Origin of the sequence: Pseudomonas sp. MYb60, assembly GCF_002979555.1 — a bacterium.
Taxonomy (GTDB): Bacteria; Pseudomonadota; Gammaproteobacteria; order Pseudomonadales; family Pseudomonadaceae; genus Aquipseudomonas.
In genome coordinates this window covers 44435-60084 of record NZ_PCOZ01000017.1, presented here as the reverse complement: position 1 = coordinate 60084, position 15650 = coordinate 44435, and the positions used below count along the sequence as shown (strand labels likewise).

Annotated in this window: 13 protein-coding genes and 1 pseudogene; 7 read left to right on the top strand and 7 right to left on the bottom strand. The window is 62.5% G+C overall.

What is annotated here, in order from left to right:
• The first annotated feature begins 6 nt into the window (after window positions 1-6).
• Both CQ041_RS21990 and CQ041_RS21985 read left to right on the top strand, forming a co-directional pair.
• A complete protein-coding gene (locus CQ041_RS21990) occupies window positions 7-690 on the top strand; it encodes a response regulator transcription factor (RefSeq protein ID WP_005787712.1) in 684 nt (227 codons plus the stop codon).
• Window positions 668-2062, top strand: a complete 1395-nt coding sequence (locus tag CQ041_RS21985) for a HAMP domain-containing sensor histidine kinase (RefSeq protein WP_105523695.1) — start codon at window positions 668-670, stop codon at window positions 2060-2062. The genes CQ041_RS21990 and CQ041_RS21985 overlap by 23 nt, the downstream gene beginning before the upstream one ends.
• Window positions 2063-2124: 62 nt before the next feature.
• On the opposite strand, the gene CQ041_RS21980 is transcribed toward CQ041_RS21985, so the two are convergent.
• Entirely contained in the window at window positions 2125-2535 is a 411-nt protein-coding gene (locus CQ041_RS21980; protein ID WP_105523696.1) for an SRPBCC family protein, read from the bottom strand.
• Between the two features lie 274 nt (window positions 2536-2809).
• On the opposite strand from CQ041_RS21980, the gene CQ041_RS21975 reads away from it, so the two are divergent.
• A complete protein-coding gene (locus CQ041_RS21975; protein WP_105523697.1) occupies window positions 2810-4960 on the top strand; it encodes a TonB-dependent siderophore receptor in 2151 nt (716 codons plus the stop codon).
• Between the two features lie 20 nt (window positions 4961-4980).
• Here the strand turns inward: CQ041_RS21975 and CQ041_RS21970 are convergent, their stop codons facing one another.
• Entirely contained in the window at window positions 4981-5418 is a 438-nt protein-coding gene (locus tag CQ041_RS21970) for a carboxymuconolactone decarboxylase family protein (protein WP_105523698.1), read from the bottom strand.
• Window positions 5419-5523: 105 nt separating this feature from the next.
• Window positions 5524-6432, bottom strand: a complete 909-nt coding sequence (locus CQ041_RS21965) for a LysR family transcriptional regulator (protein WP_105523699.1) — start codon at window positions 6430-6432, stop codon at window positions 5524-5526.
• 204 nt (window positions 6433-6636) lie between these two features.
• Here CQ041_RS21965 and CQ041_RS21960 point away from each other — a divergent pair, with 204 nt between their 5' ends.
• Both CQ041_RS21960 and CQ041_RS21955 read left to right on the top strand, forming a co-directional pair.
• Window positions 6637-7035, top strand: a complete 399-nt coding sequence (locus tag CQ041_RS21960; RefSeq protein WP_105523700.1) for a helix-turn-helix domain-containing protein — start codon at window positions 6637-6639, stop codon at window positions 7033-7035.
• A gap of 57 nt (window positions 7036-7092) precedes the next feature.
• Window positions 7093-9864 (top strand): winged helix-turn-helix domain-containing protein, encoded by a 2772-nt coding sequence (locus tag CQ041_RS21955; RefSeq protein ID WP_105523785.1) that lies wholly within the window; start codon window positions 7093-7095, stop codon window positions 9862-9864.
• Here the strand turns inward: CQ041_RS21955 and CQ041_RS21950 are convergent.
• Entirely contained in the window at window positions 9811-11280 is a 1470-nt protein-coding gene (locus tag CQ041_RS21950; RefSeq protein ID WP_105523786.1) for a winged helix-turn-helix domain-containing protein, read from the bottom strand. The genes CQ041_RS21955 and CQ041_RS21950 overlap by 54 nt on opposite strands.
• 149 nt (window positions 11281-11429) lie before the next feature.
• Complete coding sequence (locus CQ041_RS21945) at window positions 11430-12380, bottom strand: GlxA family transcriptional regulator (RefSeq protein WP_105523701.1); 951 nt, start codon at window positions 12378-12380, stop codon at window positions 11430-11432.
• A gap of 190 nt (window positions 12381-12570) precedes the next feature.
• On the opposite strand from CQ041_RS21945, the gene CQ041_RS21940 reads away from it, so the two are divergent.
• Window positions 12571-13293 (top strand): pirin family protein, encoded by a 723-nt coding sequence (locus CQ041_RS21940; protein WP_105523702.1) that lies wholly within the window; start codon window positions 12571-12573, stop codon window positions 13291-13293.
• Between the two features lie 145 nt (window positions 13294-13438).
• Window positions 13439-13786, top strand: a complete 348-nt coding sequence (locus CQ041_RS21935) for a hypothetical protein (protein ID WP_105523703.1) — start codon at window positions 13439-13441, stop codon at window positions 13784-13786.
• A gap of 62 nt (window positions 13787-13848) precedes the next feature.
• Here the strand turns inward: CQ041_RS21935 and CQ041_RS21930 are convergent, their stop codons facing one another.
• Window positions 13849-15198, bottom strand: a complete 1350-nt coding sequence (locus tag CQ041_RS21930) for a Fic family protein (protein WP_105523704.1) — start codon at window positions 15196-15198, stop codon at window positions 13849-13851.
• Window positions 15199-15469: 271 nt separating this feature from the next.
• Window positions 15470-15571, bottom strand: a pseudogene (locus CQ041_RS26930) (ABC transporter permease); the annotation flags it as partial.
• Window positions 15572-15650 lie beyond the last annotated feature (79 nt).

Genomic DNA, 15650 nt, shown 5'->3' with positions numbered 1-15650 from the left:
AATCCTATGACCCGCATTTTGACCATCGAGGATGACGCCGTAACAGCCCGCGAAATCGTCGCCGAGCTGAGTAGCCATGGACTGGACGTAGACTGGGTAGACAACGGCCGCGAAGGCCTGGTGCGTGCCGTGAGTGGTGATTACGACCTGATCACCCTTGACCGCATGCTGCCCGAACTGGATGGCCTGGCCATCGTCACGACCTTGCGCACCATTGGCGTGTCCACGCCTATTCTGATGATCAGCGCCCTTTCCGACGTCGACGAACGCGTGCGCGGCCTGCGCGCAGGCGGCGACGATTACCTGACCAAACCCTTCGCATCCGATGAAATGGCTGCCCGCGTCGAAGTGCTGCTGCGGCGCAAAAGCACGGTCAAGGAGTTCGAAACCGCCCTGCGCGTGGCCGACCTTGAACTGAACCTGATCAGCCGCGAAGCCAGTCGCGCCGAGCAGCCCCTGACCCTGCTGCCCACTGAGTACAAGCTGCTGGAATTCCTGATGCGCAACACCGGGCAGATCCTGTCGCGGATGATGATCTTCGAGGAAGTCTGGGGCTACCACTTCGACCCCGGCACCAACCTGATCGACGTGCACATCGGCCGCCTGCGCAAGAAGATCGATCCCCCGGGCCTCACGCCGCTGATCCGCACGGTACGAGGCTCCGGCTATGTCATTGCTGAACCCCTCTAAGGGCTGGCGCTCTTCCAGCAGCCGCTTGCTGGCGCTCTACAGCTCGTTGTTCGTGGCCTGGAGCTGCATCTTGATGGGGGTGCTGTATTACGAGGTGTCCGGGTACTTGAGCGATCTGTCGCGCCACTCCCTGATGCAACGCCAGCACCTGTTCCAACGTTTCAAGGGCGAAGCGCTGGTGGATGCATTGAGCACCAGCATGACCTTCGACATGAAGGGTGTGGACGCCTACGGCCTGTTCGATGCGCAGTACCGGCCGCTCAGTGGCCCGATCACCGCGATCCCGCCGGACTTGCCGCTAGACGGCAAGATCCACGCACTGGCCAACTGCGTCGACTCCGACGACCCCAAGTTGCCCAAGGACAGCTGCGACGCCGTGGCTACGCACACCGAAGACGGCCGCTGGCTGGTACTCGTGCGTGCCAACGGCTCGTTGTTCGGGGTGACACGGATCATCTGGCATGCGCTGTTGTGGGCGCTGTCCCTGACCATCATCCCCGGCGCGGCCGGCTGGCACCTGTTGCGCCGTCGCCCCCTGCGGCGGATTCGCGGCATCCAGGCCAGTGCCGAAGCCATCGTCGCCGGCGACCTGACCCACCGTCTGCCGCTGTCGAATCGGCGGGATGAGTTGGACATGCTGGCGGCCATCGTCAACGCCATGCTCGACCGTATCGAGAAGCTGATGAATGAGGTCAAGGGCGTGTGCGACAACATCGCCCACGACCTGCGCACCCCATTGACCCGCCTGCGGGCGCAGCTCTACCGTATCAAGCAGCAAGCCGAGGAAGACTCGGCCCACGCGGTGCAACTGGACGATGCGATTGCCGAAACCGACACCCTGATGGCGCGCTTTCGCGGGCTGCTGCGCATTTCGGAACTGGAAGACCACCAGCGCCGTTCCGGCTTTTTGGTGATGGACCCGCTGCCGCTGCTGCGCGAACTGCATGACTTCTACCTGCCGCTGGCCGAGGAAGGCGAGTTGCAGCTGGTGCTCGACACCCCGGAATCCTTGCCGTGGATCACCGGCGATCGCGCGCTGTTGTTCGAAGCCCTGGCCAACCTGCTGAGCAACTCGATCAAGTTCTCCCCGCCGGGCGGCGAAGTGGTTTTGCGCGCGGTGAACGACGCCGGCAGTACGCGCATCGAAGTCCACGATTCGGGACCGGGCATACCGGTGGCCGAACGGGCCGCGGTGTTCCAGCGTTTCTATCGTGTGGATGAAAGCGACCAGCAAGGCGGATTTGGGCTGGGCCTGTCGATTGTGGCAGCGATCATCAACCTGCACGGTTTCAAGCTGGACGTGGGCAGCAGCGCCAGCGGCGGCGCGCGGCTGGTGCTGGAATGCCGCCAGCAACTGATGCCCGAAGCCTGATCCCTGAAGCCAACGGGATCACCATGTGGGAGGGGACAAGCCCCTTCCCACATCAAACCGGGTTAGAAGTTGGCCCGCAGCGCGGCAACACCACCGCTGTAGACACCCGAAAACAACGCTTCCACCGCCTCATCCGTCACCCCCGCCGCCGGCGTGAACACCCCGGACCAGGTGACTTTGGCCGACGAGTCGGTCAGCGCTTCTACCTGCAGCGTCGCCAAGTAGGCACTCACCGGAAACGGCGATTCTTCAATGGTGTAGCTGTAGGTGCGCGCCACGTTATCAAAGGTCTGCAAGCGCTCCACCACCACCCCACCGTCGGCCGTTGCCAGATGGCGCACGCGGCCGCCTTCGCCGGGCTCGCTCTTGACGATCAGCGGCAGCCATTTGGGCAAGTCGTTGAAGCCGCCGACCAATGCCCAGACCTTGTCAGCGGATACCGGGATTTCGATTACTGCGGATGCTGTAGGCACGTTAACTCTCCAGATGTCGTAAACAAACTTCGCCCAGCCTGCCACGCATTGCACATCAATGCATCATTCCTGCAACCGGTACCAATGTGGGCGGGGGCTTGCCCCCCGATAGCGGTGCATCAGTCACATCAGTATTGCTGTCGAGGCGTGATTAAATCGGCGTGCAGGCTGAGACGTACCGTCCCAAGCCGCGAATCATTCTCGCAAACTTGTAAAAGTGCGCACTTATGCCTAGCTTATGCGCCCCCCGCCCTGCGCTTTAAGGCCTGCCCCCATGGTTTTGCGTTTTCGTCCCGTCGTCACCTCACGTTTCGCCCTCGGCTTGCTGCTCAGCGGCGGTATCGGCAGCAGTTTTGCCGCTGAACTGGAACTGCCCGAGGTGAAGATCCAGGGCCAGGACGAGTCCGGCTATCGCAGCGACACCGCCTCGGTGGGGGGCTTGGGCGAGGCCGCGTTGCTGGACACTCCGGCCTCGATCACGGTACTTAACGCCGCACTGATCAAGGACCAGCAAGCGCGTCTGCTCAGTGAAGTCCTGCGCAACGACGCCTCGGTGGGCGACAGCTATGCGCCCATCGGCTACTACGAGAACTTTGTGGTGCGCGGCTTCTCGCTGAATGCAGCGAGCAGCTACAAGATCAACGGGCGCACCATCACCGGCGAGCAGAACGTGGCGCTGGAGAACAAGCAGCAGGTGGAATTGCTCAAGGGCCTGGCCGGTCTGCAAAGCGGCATTTCCGAGCCCAGCGGCGTGATCAACTACGTGACCAAGCGCCCGGAAGATGTGCGCTCGGTGACCGTTTCCACAGACGACTGCGGCAGCGGCTACATCGCCACCGACGTCGGCGGCTGGTTTGGCAGCGAACAGCAATTCGGGCTGCGTGCCAACGTCGCCCATGAAGATTTGAATGCCTACGTCGAGCACGCCAACGGCCAACGCGATTTCCTGTCCCTGGCCTTCGACTGGAACATCAGCCCCGACGCCGTGCTGCAACTGGACGCTGAATACCAGAATAAACAGCAGCGCTCGGTACCCGGCTACCAATTGCTCGGTGGTACCGAAGTGCCCCACGATGCCTCGCCGAAAAAACTGCTGGGCCACCAGAGTGGTTCGAAGCAGGTCGGCATTGATTCGCTGAACCTCAACGGCATGTTCGAGTATCGCTTCAGCGACCAGTGGAAAGGCAACGTCAGCGCGGCGCGCAGCAAGGTGGTGATCGACGACTACAGTGCCTTCGCCTACGGCTGCTTCTACGTCACCGATTGCGGCACCGCCAGCTTCGGCCCCACCGGTGACTATGACGTCTACGACTACCGCAGCCCCGACGACACGCGCCGCGATGACGAACTGCAAGCCGCCATGACCGGGCTGTTCGACACCGCCGGCGTGGGCCATGAGCTGACTTTCGGCACCAGCGCCTTCCGCCGGGTGGTCGACAAGCGCAAGTCGGTGAACGAATACATCGGCAGTTCCAACATCAACGTCGACGCCCCAACCTTCACCCCCACCGACGTGCCGTTGAACGACAAGCACCGGCGCCTCGACAGCCGCCAGTACGGCTTGTTCGTCACCGACCGCATCCGCTTCAACGAGCAGTGGCAAGCCGTCCTCGGCGGCCGCGAAGTGCGCCTGGATGAAAAAGCCTTCGATCAAGACGGCAATCAGCAACGCCACACCCAGAAATATCAATTCCTGCCCAATGCAGCATTGATCTACAAGCCGGTGGACAATGTGTCGTTGTACACCAGCTACAGCAAAGGCCTGTCCCTGGGAGGCGAAGCGCCATGGACCGCCAACAACGACGGCGAAACCCTGGAGCCGACCACCTCACGGCAAATCGAAGCCGGGGTGAAGTACGACTGGCGCCGCATCAGCTTTGCCGCCGCCGTGTTCCAGACCCGCCAGGCGTACCAGTACGCCAAGCCGGATGGCACGGGCCAGTTCAACTACGTGCAGCAGGGTGAGCAGAAGAACACCGGGGTGGAACTGTCGGCCAATGGCTGGGCCACCGAACGTTTGCAGATCGCCACCAGCGTTGCGGCGATCCGCGCACGGGTGACGGGCAGCGGTACGGCGGAGTATGAAGGCCACCAGGCGATCAACGTGCCCACGCTGCGCGCCAGTGTATACGCCGACTATGCGTTGCCGTGGGTGAACGGCCTGGCGGTGCTGGGCGGCGTGCAGTACAGCGCCAAGAAGTACGCCAACCGTACCGGCACCGTGGAGGTGGGCGATTACGCGGTGGTGAATGTGGGCAGCCGCTACACCACGAAGGTGGACGGCTACGAAACGGTGTTTCGCCTCAGCGTCGACAACCTGTTCGACCAGCGCTACTGGCGCGACGTGGGCGAATACATGGGCGATGACTATTTGTTCCAGGGCGCGCCGTTGACGGCGCGCTTAAGCGCCTCCGTCAACTTCTGACGTGCCTATAGACACAGGGGTTATTTCGGCATCTTGCGAAAGCCCACCGCCAGGCGGTTCCAGCTGTTGATGGTGGCAATGGCCACGCTCAGGTCGATCTGTTCCTGAGCGCTGAACTCGGCGGCCAAGGCGTTGAAATCCTCATCCGGTGCGTGGGTCTGGCTGATCAGGGTCAGGCTCTCAGCCCAGGCCAGCGCGGCACGCTCACGCGGGGTGAAGAACGGCGTTTCACGCCAGGCCGACACGGTGTACAGACGGCGCTCGGTTTCGCCACCCTTGCGGGCATCGGCGGTGTGCATGTCCAGGCAGAAAGCACAGCCGTTGATCTGCGAGACGCGCAAGCGCACCAGCTCCAGCAATGGCAGCTCGATTGACAGTTTGCCGACGGCGGCTTCAAGGGCGAGCATGGCTTTCATGGCGTCTGGGGAGGCGGTGTAGAAATCGGTACGGGTTTGCATGGTAATGCTCCAGAACGGTAGGAATTGGTGGCTAGAGTAGTCACCGAGCGGTTCTGTAGAAATAGCCAATTCAGGGGAAGATCAGGTGACCAATCCCCCCACCCTTCAGAGCACTCGCGACATATGCTCGGCAATCCGCCCGCGCAACCAGCGCTCCGCCGGGTCGTTGTCATGCACCCCGCTCCACACCATCGACAGCTCCGCCGCATCGATCGCAAAGGGCGGGTCTTCGGCACGTATCGACGTACCCTCCGTCAACGCGCAGGCGGCGTAATCCGGTACCGTCGCAATGATCTGCGTACCCGCCAGCAATGCCCGCAACCCGCTGAATTGCGGCACCGCCAGCACCACGCGGCGCGCGCGGCCGATGCGGGCCAGGTCGAGGTCGATATTGCCGCTCAAGTCGCCCGAGAACGACACCATCGCATGCGGCCGCTCGCAGTAGTCGTCCAGGGTCAACGGCGCATCGCCGTCGTCCCCGCGCAGCACCTTGCAGGGAATATCGCGCAGCTTCTTGCGCTTGGCATTCGCCGGCAGTTCGGTGGTGTAGCTCACCCCTACGGTGATCTCGCCGCTGGCCAGCAAGGACGACATCAACAGGTAATTGGCGCGACGCACCACCACCACGATCCCCGGTGCCTCTTCGCGCAATTGGCTGAGCAACGGCGGAAACAGGCCGAACTCGGCATCGTCGGACAGGCCGATGCGGAACACCGCACAGCTGGTGGAGGGGTCGAAATCCTTTGCGCGGCTGACCGCGCCTGAAATGATGTCCATGGCCGGTTGCAACTCCTTGAGTATCGCCACGGCACGTGGCGTGGGCTCCATGCCCCGCCCGTTGCGCAACAGCAACGGGTCGTCGAACAGATCGCGCAGACGTCCCAATGCCGCACTCACCGCCGGTTGACCCATGAAGAGTTTTTCGGCGACCCGGGTCAGGTTCTTCTCGAACATCAGCGCTTCGAAAATCACCAACAGGTTCATGTCGACGCGACGCAGGTCGTTGCGGTTCATAGCGATATCCAAACGGTTGGCAAGCTCACAGATAAGCATGGGAAAGGCCGCAGAGATTGCACACCTGTGCTGTCTTTTCGACGACTGCACCTGGCGAAATTAACAACGATTAACTCGTCAGCCGGGCGGTCCGGCAACAAAATGATGGCCGTCTACACTGCATCCATCCACCGGGAACGCTCCCATCGACTGCGGATATTTGTCATGGCCCGACTCGAGCAATATGCTCCCCGTTTATCCGCTACCGGTGGCCTATGCCCCCGGCGCGAGCGTATCGCCAAGCAACTGATTCAAGCCAACCTCGGCGAAAGCCTGGCCATCGCCGACCTGGCGCAGGCCTGTGCGCTGTCGCGCAGTCATTTTTCCCGGGCGTTCAAATGCAGCACCGGGCTGTCGCCCCAGGAATGGATCCGCCAACAACGCATCGAGCGGGCTAAGGAATTGATCACCAGTTCCGCCCTGAGCCTCACGCAAATCAGCCTGGAATGCGGTTTCTGCGACCAGGCGCACTTCTGCCACATGTTCACCCGCAGCGAAGGCGTCAACCCGATGACCTGGCGAAATCACCAATTACGCGAAAAACCCCAAGTGATTGCAGCCTAGTGGTCTGTACCGTCCTGGAATATGCTTGCCCGACCTTTTCCCGAAACCTGGGCAACCATGAGTGACCTCAGCGATCAGGCCGTGCATTTCGGCCCCTACCGGATTCATCCGCAGCAGCGCCTGGTGCTCGAAGCCGGCCGCCCGTTGCGTCTGGGCCGGCGCGCAGTGGACATTCTGCTGATCCTGCTGGAGCAGGCCGGCAACGTGGTGAGCAAGCAGGAACTGATCGCCCGGGTCTGGCCCAAAAGCGTGGTAGAGGACGGCAACCTGCGGGTGCACATGGCGGCGTTGCGCAAGGCCCTTGGCGATGGCCAGGCCGGGCAGCGTTATATCGTCACCGTGGCCCAGCGCGGCTACAGTTTTGTCGCACCTTTGAGCATCGAACCGATGACCCTGACTACCGACGGTACCCCCCACAGCCAGGGCCACAACCTGCCCCTGCGGCGTACCCGGATGATCGGCCGCCAGGCCCTGATCGACAGCCTGGTGCAGCAATTGCCCGCGCAACGCTTCATCACCCTCACCGGTGCCGGCGGCATCGGCAAGACCACCGTGGCCCTGCGCGTGGCGGAACTGCTGATCGGCCATTACCGCGACGGCATCCGCCTGCTGGACCTCGCGCCGCTCAGCACGCCGTCGTTGATTCTGCCCAACCTCGCCGCCCTGCTGGAGCTCAAGTACGCCGAGCCCGAGCCGCTGGCGACCTTCGCGCGCAGCCTGCAAGAGCGTCAGTTGCTGCTGGTGATCGACAACTGCGAACACCTGCTGGACGACATCGCGCTGATCAGTGAAACCCTGCTGCGCCACGCACCCAAATTGCACATCCTGGCCACCAGCCGCGAGGCTCTGCGTGCCGAAGGCGAATACGTGCAGCGCCTCGAACCGCTGGCCTGCCCGCCCGCCACCGGCAACCGTGCCCAGGCCCTGGGTTATCCGGCCCTGCAATTGTTGGTCGAGCGGGCCATGTCCCAGCAGGACAGCTTTGAACTGAGCGACGCCGAGCTACCACTGGCGATCGATATCTGCCAGCGCCTGGACGGTATCCCCCTGGCGATCGAGCTGGTGGCGGCACAGATCGAACGCTTTGGTCTGCCGGGCCTGCTGGTGCAGATGGAGGACAATTTCCGCCTGCTCACCCGCGGCCGCAACAGCGCCCTGCCCCGCCACCAGACCCTGCGGGCCACCCTGGACTGGAGCTTCGACCTGCTCACCGAATGCGAGCAGATTTGCCTGCGCCGTCTGGCCGTGTTCCGGGGTGGCTTCAGCCTGGCCAGCGCGGCAGCCGTGATTGCCGGGGAGCAGATTGCACCGACTGAAGTACTCGGCTCGATCACCCAATTGGTGGCCAAGTCATTGCTCAACGTCGAGGCCGGCGATGACGAGATGGTCTATCGCCTGCTGGATATCACGCGCACCTACGCCCTGGAAAAACTCGGCGCCGCCGACGAGCTTGACGCGACCCGCGAGCGCCACGCCGAGCGCTGCCTGGCGCTGATGAACCAGGCGCAGCTGGAGTGGGACGTCACGGCGACCCAGCCGTGGATCGACCGCTATGCACCGTTGCGTGAAGACATCCGCGCCGCCCTCGACTGGGGCCTCGGCGACCAGGGCGTACACCCCATCGGCGTGCGCCTGACGGTCAGTGCGATGCCACTGTGGCAAGAGCTGTCGCTGCTGCGCGAGCACGGGTTGTATGTGGGCAAGGCGCTCGCGGTGATGCAGCATTCAGGCACGCACTGCCAGCAGTTGAACATGCAGCTGCAACTGGCCCTGGGCAGCCTGTCCTACCATGCCCAGGGCGGCGCGCCGCAGACAATTGCCGCGTTCGTCAGCGCCCGGCAACTGGCCGAACAGCAGCAGGATCTGGCGGGCCAGTTGCGGGCGGTCTCCGGGCACATGGCGGTGAACCTCTGCGCCGGACACTATCGCGAAGCCCTGGCGCAAAGCGTGCAGTTCGATATCCTCGACCCGCGCACCGAGCCGCTGCCGGACTTCAGCGCCCAGCGCCTGCGCGTACTGGCCCAGCACTACGCCGGCCACCAGGCCCTGGCCTTGCGCAACGCCGAGCAGGTGATCCAGCGCATGGCCCACAGCAGCCACCTCAATCGGTTCACCCAAGGCTTTGGCGTGCAATATGACCAGAGCGTCGCCTCGCTGACCGTACTTGCCCGCATCCTCTGGTTACAAGGCTATCCCGAGCGGGCCTCAAGCATTGCGAGCCAGGCCCTGGAACTGGCGCTGCAAATCCAGCACGGCACCTCTATCTGCTACACCCTGGCGCTGGCCGGCGTGGTGATCGCCCGCTACAACGGCGACACACCCGCGGCCGACTCGATGCAAGCCTTGTTGCAGCAGCATGCTCACAAACATTGCGCACAGCTGTTTCAGACCTGGGCCGGGCACTACGCGGGCGAGCCGCAAGACAACGGTTTGGAGGGCTTGGGCCTGGCCAAGGATATTCTGATTACGCTGGGTGCCGTCGAGCTCGACGACACTTGGTTCGCGCGGGCACGCAATGGTGAAGCCGGTTGGTGTGCGCCTGAGTTGCTGCGGGTACGGGCGCACGCCTGCCTGCATGCGCAGGACGAACGCCAGGCCGAGGCGCTGTTGCTCGAATCGCTCGGCTTGGCGCACCAGCAAGGCGCGCTGGCCTGGGAGCTGCGCTGCGCCACCTCGCTGGCGCGGCTGTGGCAAACACAAGGTCGGGGGCAGAGCGCCAGGGACCTGCTGGGCGCGATCTACAGCCGATTCACCGAAGGGTTTGCCACTCGAGACCTAGTCGACGCACGCGGCCTGCTCGACCAGTTGCAGGACAAACGGCCGGCCTGAAAACGGCCCCAGGTAATGCCCATAACCCGCCTGCAAACGCGCCACCTGCGCCGGATCGCGCAGTTGCGCCAGCGCATGGCTGCGCACGCAGTTGAGCAGGCGGTAGCGTGGCAGGCCCGGGCCAGGTTCGGTCCCCAGCAGGGACAATCCCACCAGGCGCGCCAGCAGGTACGCCAGGTCGGCGTGCTCAAGCTCGGTACCGGCGACCAGCCCGCTCAGCGCCGGCAGGCTCACGCCCATCTTGAACAAGCCCATTTGCAGGTACAGCCAACGCTCCGGCAGGCTTAGTCGCTCGTATGACCAGTCCAGCGCAGCCGCCAGCGACTGATGGCGCTCCACCGCCGTACGTCGACCTCGGGTCAGCACCTGCAACCCTTGGCTCAGCTGGGTTTGCAGGCCGCGCACGCCCAAGGCATCGACTTGGGCGGCGGCCAGTTCCAGGGCCAGGGGAATGCCATCCAGGCGCCGGCAGATGTCCCGCAGCGGCACCAGGTCCTGGGGCCGCAAGACAAAACCCTGCTGGCCCGCGCGCACCCGCGCGGCGAACAGTTGCACCGCCGGATAGGCCAGCGCCTGCTCGACACTGCCCAACGCCGCCAGCCCAGGCACCGCCATGCGCGGCACACGCAGCAGCCACTCGCCGGGCATCTGCAGGGGTTCGCGGCTGGTCACCAGCACGGTGACGCCTGGGGCCGTGTCGCGCAGCACGCGCACGAGGTGGCGGCAGGCACCGAGCAACAAGTCGGCGCCATCGAGAATCAACAGGGATTGGCGGGCAGTCAGCTGGCTGGCCAACTCCAGGGCGCTACCCGCGGGTGGGAGTTCCAAGGCGGCACTCACATGGCGCAGCATTGCCAGCGGTGCCTGTACGGTCGCCAGGTCCACCCACCACACGCCGTCGCAGTAGCGCGGCAGCACCCGTTCGGCCAGGGCCAGGGCCAGCGTGCTTTTGCCAACGCCAGGGCAACCGGTGAGGGTCATCAGGTTCTGGCCGGACAAGCGCCGCACCAACCCGCCCAGCAGTTCATCGCAGCCGATTACCGGGCTCAGTCGCGCCGCCAGGTTGTGCCGGGGCAAGGTCGCCGGCGCAAGGCCATGAACCGCGGCGGCGAAACTGTAACCACGGTGGGGATCGTTGAGGATATAGCGCCGCCCGCTGAGGGCACGGCGCAGCGCGGCGATGTGTACGCGCAGGTTGTTTTCTTCCACCACACTGCTGGGCCAGACCCGTTCGATCAACGTGGCTTTGCTGATGAATTGTCCGGGGATTTCCAGCAGCACGGTGAGGATATCCAGCGCACGTCCACCCAGGGGCACCGGCCAGCCAGCCTTGCTGAGCAGCCGCTGTTGCCGGTGAAAGACATAGGCGCCGAAGCGCACCGTGCCATCAGCGTCAATCGCCTGAGGGTTATGCATGTCTGTCATAGCGCTGAAACACCCGGCCTTGGGCGTTTGCGCATCCTTTTCCGTGGGCTTGTGGCTATCTTGCCAGCTAGTCGTGACAGGGCAATGCTGGCACAGGGAGCGACACGGACAATCGGGTGCGCGAGACGGACATTATGTCGTTAACTGAACTGCTGTCGGTATTGAGTCGGGTTCAGGCCGAGTTTTTCACTGAACAGGAAGCGCATGTAGCGCACGCTGCCAAAGCCGGCGTGGAACGCCACGGTCTTGAGCGGCAGGTCGGTGGTTTCCAGCAGATGGCGGGCGCGGTCGATGCGTGCACCCTGCAGGAACGCCATGGGCGTCATCTGCACGTCCTTGGCAAACACCCGCGCAAAATGGCGGGCGCTCATGCCCGCAAGCTCGGCCATCGACTCGATGGTGAACGTCTGTTCAAGATGCGCCAGCACGTGCTTCTGCACACGCGTGATCGCAGTTTCCTGGGTGCCTACCGCCCCCGTCATCGGGCTGAACTGCGCCTGGCCGCCCTGGCGCTTCATCACCACCAGCAGCACCTTGGCCACTTCCACCGCGACTTCCTTGCCGTGGTCCTGAGCGACAATCGACAGTGCCAGGTCGATCCCGGCAGTGACCCCGCCCGAGGTCAACAAGCGACCGTCCTGCAAGTAGATGCGATCGGTCTCGACGATAGCCTTGGGAAACGCCTTGATCAACCGCTCAGTGTAGTGCCAGTGCGTGGTCACTCGGTGGCCATCCAGCAACCCGGCGTGACCCAGCACGAAGGCGCCGGTGCAGATCGAGCCGTAGCGCCGAGCCCGAGGGGCGACGGCCTTGAGCCAGGGCAACAGCGCCGGGTGGCATTCGTTATAGGCCCCTGGTCCGCCCGGCACCAGCAATACGTCATAGGCGTCGTGGGCTTCGTCCAGCAACAGGTCGGTCTGCACGTCAATGCCATTGGAGGCGCGCAAGGCACCGGGCTCGGTGCCGATGGTGATGATCTGGTAATGCTGCGCCGCCGGCAGGAAGCGGTTGGCAATCGAAAACACTTCGAGCGGCCCGGCCATGTCAAGCAGCAGGAAGTCCGGGAACAGCGCCATGGCCACGGTTTTCATAGGATGAACGTCCATCGTGTGAAGAATTGCAGAAGATCAGGCACGCATTATGACATGACTTTTACTGTCAATCTCAAAGAGACAGTTATTCAGATTACAGCTTCTTAATGAATATCGCAGTAACCATTAACCTTCTTCTCAACGCAAGCGCACTGCATCTCGCAGCCAACGCTCACTTGAGGACAAGACCATGCTGACCCTTCGCAAAGCTTCCGAACGCGGCGCCGCCAATCACGGTTGGTTGAAGTCGTTCCACACCTTCTCGTTCGCCAACTACTGGAACCCGAAGGAACAAGGTTTTTCCGACTTGCTGGTGATCAACGATGACCGCGTCGCCGCCGGCAAAGGCTTTGGCCAGCACCCGCACCGTGACATGGAGATTTTCTCCTATGTGCTCGAAGGCGCCCTGGAACACAAAGACACCCTGGGCACCGGTTCGGTGATCCGCCCCGGTGACGTACAACTGATGAGCGCCGGCAGCGGCGTGGCCCACAGCGAGTTCAACCACAGCCAGACGCGTGGCGTGCACTTCCTGCAAATCTGGATCGTGCCCGCCGTGTCCGGTGCCGAACCGCGCTACCAGCAGGAGCACTTCAGCGAGGCGCAGAAACGTGGTCGCCTGCAGTTGATCATCTCGCCGGACGGCGCCGACGGTTCCCTCAGCGTACGTCAGGACGCCCGTGTGCATGCCGGCCTGTTCAACGGTGCGGAAGCCGCCACCCTTGAGCTGGCACCGGACCGTCACGTGTACATCCATGTGGCCCGGGGCAGCGTCGAGATCAACGGCCAGCGCCTGCAGGAAGGCGACGGGGCGCGAATTCGCGATGAGCGCCAGATCCATGTCAGCCAGGGCGAAGACGCCGAAGTGCTGGTGTTCGACCTGCGCCCCAACGACCTGCCGCAGATGCCATGACCGGCCCTGCGATGGCCCCTGCCAACGGGCCATCGCTGGCATCGATAGTCACCATCAGCGCAATGAAGTTCTCTTAAAAAATGCAACGCGTAACATCAAACCCATACCCGGCAACACCTACTTAAAACACTCGGAGCACACCCTCATGAAACGCCAAACTTTGCTTAGCCTCGCTTTCTCAGTACTCGCTGTCAGTGCATTCACCCAACCTGCTTTCGCTGAAGGCGGTGCAGAACGCCTGCAAGGCAACCGTGTCGCCGAAGGTGGCGCTGAACGCCTGCTGGAACGTCGCGTTGCCGAAGGTGGTGCGGATCGTCTGCTGGAACGTCGTGTAGCTGAAGGTGGTTCGGATCGTCTGCTGGAACGTCGTGTTGCCGAAGGTGGCTCGGATCGTCTGCTGGAGCGTCGCGTTGCCGAAGGTGGCTCGGATCGTCTGCTGGAACGTCGCGTTGCCGAAGGCGGTGCGGATCGCCTGCTGGAAAACCGCGTATAACCCCGCACTGCTTGCGGGACACCCCAAACCGGCCTGATCAGCCGGTTTTTTTTCGCCCGTGATCAGCGCAACGTAGCCTTTTTAAGATTGTCCCGCCCATCGTCCCTGGCGATGTACAGAAAGCTCTTGCCCTCCTGCACTTTCATCAGCACCTTCATCCCGACCAGGCGTTCAAGGTCCGTACGGGCAGTGTTCTCAGAAACGTCATAGTCATGGGTGAGTTCCTTGGGCGTAAAAATTCGCCCCGGATGTTGGAGCACCTTTTTCAGAAGATGGCTCTGCCGGTAATTCAGCCCTCCCTTCAATTCAAGCCTCTGCACCCATGCCGTCAGTTCGAACGCTTCCAGGCGCATATTTTCGAAGTGCTGCATGAAATCCTTGATGGCCCGCTCAATCACCCGCAGTTGATAGATCACAAAATAGGTCAGGTCGAACCCATCGGTTTCCGTCTGTACATAGGAACGTCCATATTGCATGGGCGCCTGCTTGAGCAACGTGCTGATGGAGATGTACTCGAACGGCCAATAACCGCATCTGAGCATGAACCAGTAGAACAGGCAGCGCGCCGTTCGCCCATTGCCGTCGCGAAAGGGGTGCTCATACCCCAGCATGAAATGCAGGATGATCGCCTTGACCAGCGGATGAATGAACGCCCGACCGTCCTGTCCATCATGATGTTCATTGGCAAAGCGGCAAAGCGCTTCAAGCCTGGGGACCAGCAGCGACGCCTTGGGTGGCTGGTGTACCACGTCGTTACCCGGGCCACCGACGAAAATATCGTCGCCGTCCCTGATATGCCCCGGCTGGGCGCTCGCTTCTTCAACACCAGCAGTGGCGATTGCCTGGAACTCGCAGATCAACGCAACACTAAGGTTGTCGGCCTTGGCGTATTTTGCGTGCTTCATCAGTTGGTAGTTGTTGAGGATCATCCGCTCATCATCATTTTGCGGCGTACGCTCCTTGGCCAGCATGTCCTTGGCGATCTTGCGGGTCGTCGAAGCGCCCTCTAATTGAGCGCTGGAGATAGCCTCCTCCATCATCAGTGAATCAACCAGGTACTTGGCATTGTCCCGGTATTGGGGTGAAGACGCGGCCGCCCCGCCCAGGCGCGAGGTCATTTGTTCCACGCCATGGATGGCCGCGGCGCAAAACTCAGTCAGGTAGAGCGAGAACGGACTTGCGCATTCACTGCGTAACTCAAGCGTCTGACTGCCACACGCCCGAGACAACTTGATTGCCGCCCATGCAGCCTCTTTGCTGATGCCATGGGAGGGATACCGACGAAACTCGTCCCAATGCAGGTAACGACCCTTGTCATCCACCGCCTTGAAGGTACGCGCCAGTTCAAAGACCTGCATGCCATATTGCTCGAGCAAGACATTGAAGTCGGTGGGTTTCTGTACCTTGGCCATGACTGAAACTCAATTTCTGTAAATTGAGTTGATCGTTGCGCGCCGGCCTCAGCCTGTCAAGCCGGGTCTTGTTTCAGCCATGCGCAAAGCGTTTCACCCCGAACGCGGCCGGCTTCGTCGCTGGGGCGTCCACGTCTACCCCAAGCAGATTCAACAAACGTGCACGAATCGCCTGGAAACCACCCTGGCCAGTGTCGCGTGCACGGGGCAAGTCGATATTCAGTTGATCGGCGATCTTGCCATCGGCCAGCACAATCACGCGGTCGGCCAGTAAGATCGCCTCGCCGCGCCGCGACAAACCGCTGATCAACGCCGCCACCACACCCATGCTCACGCCGATGCTCAAGCCGAACAAGGCGCGTTGCAGGGACACCGGGGGACTGATCAACCGCAGCACGGCCTCCGGAGTAAGCCATTGGCGTGCTGTGCATGGGGGTACGACGAGCTTGTTG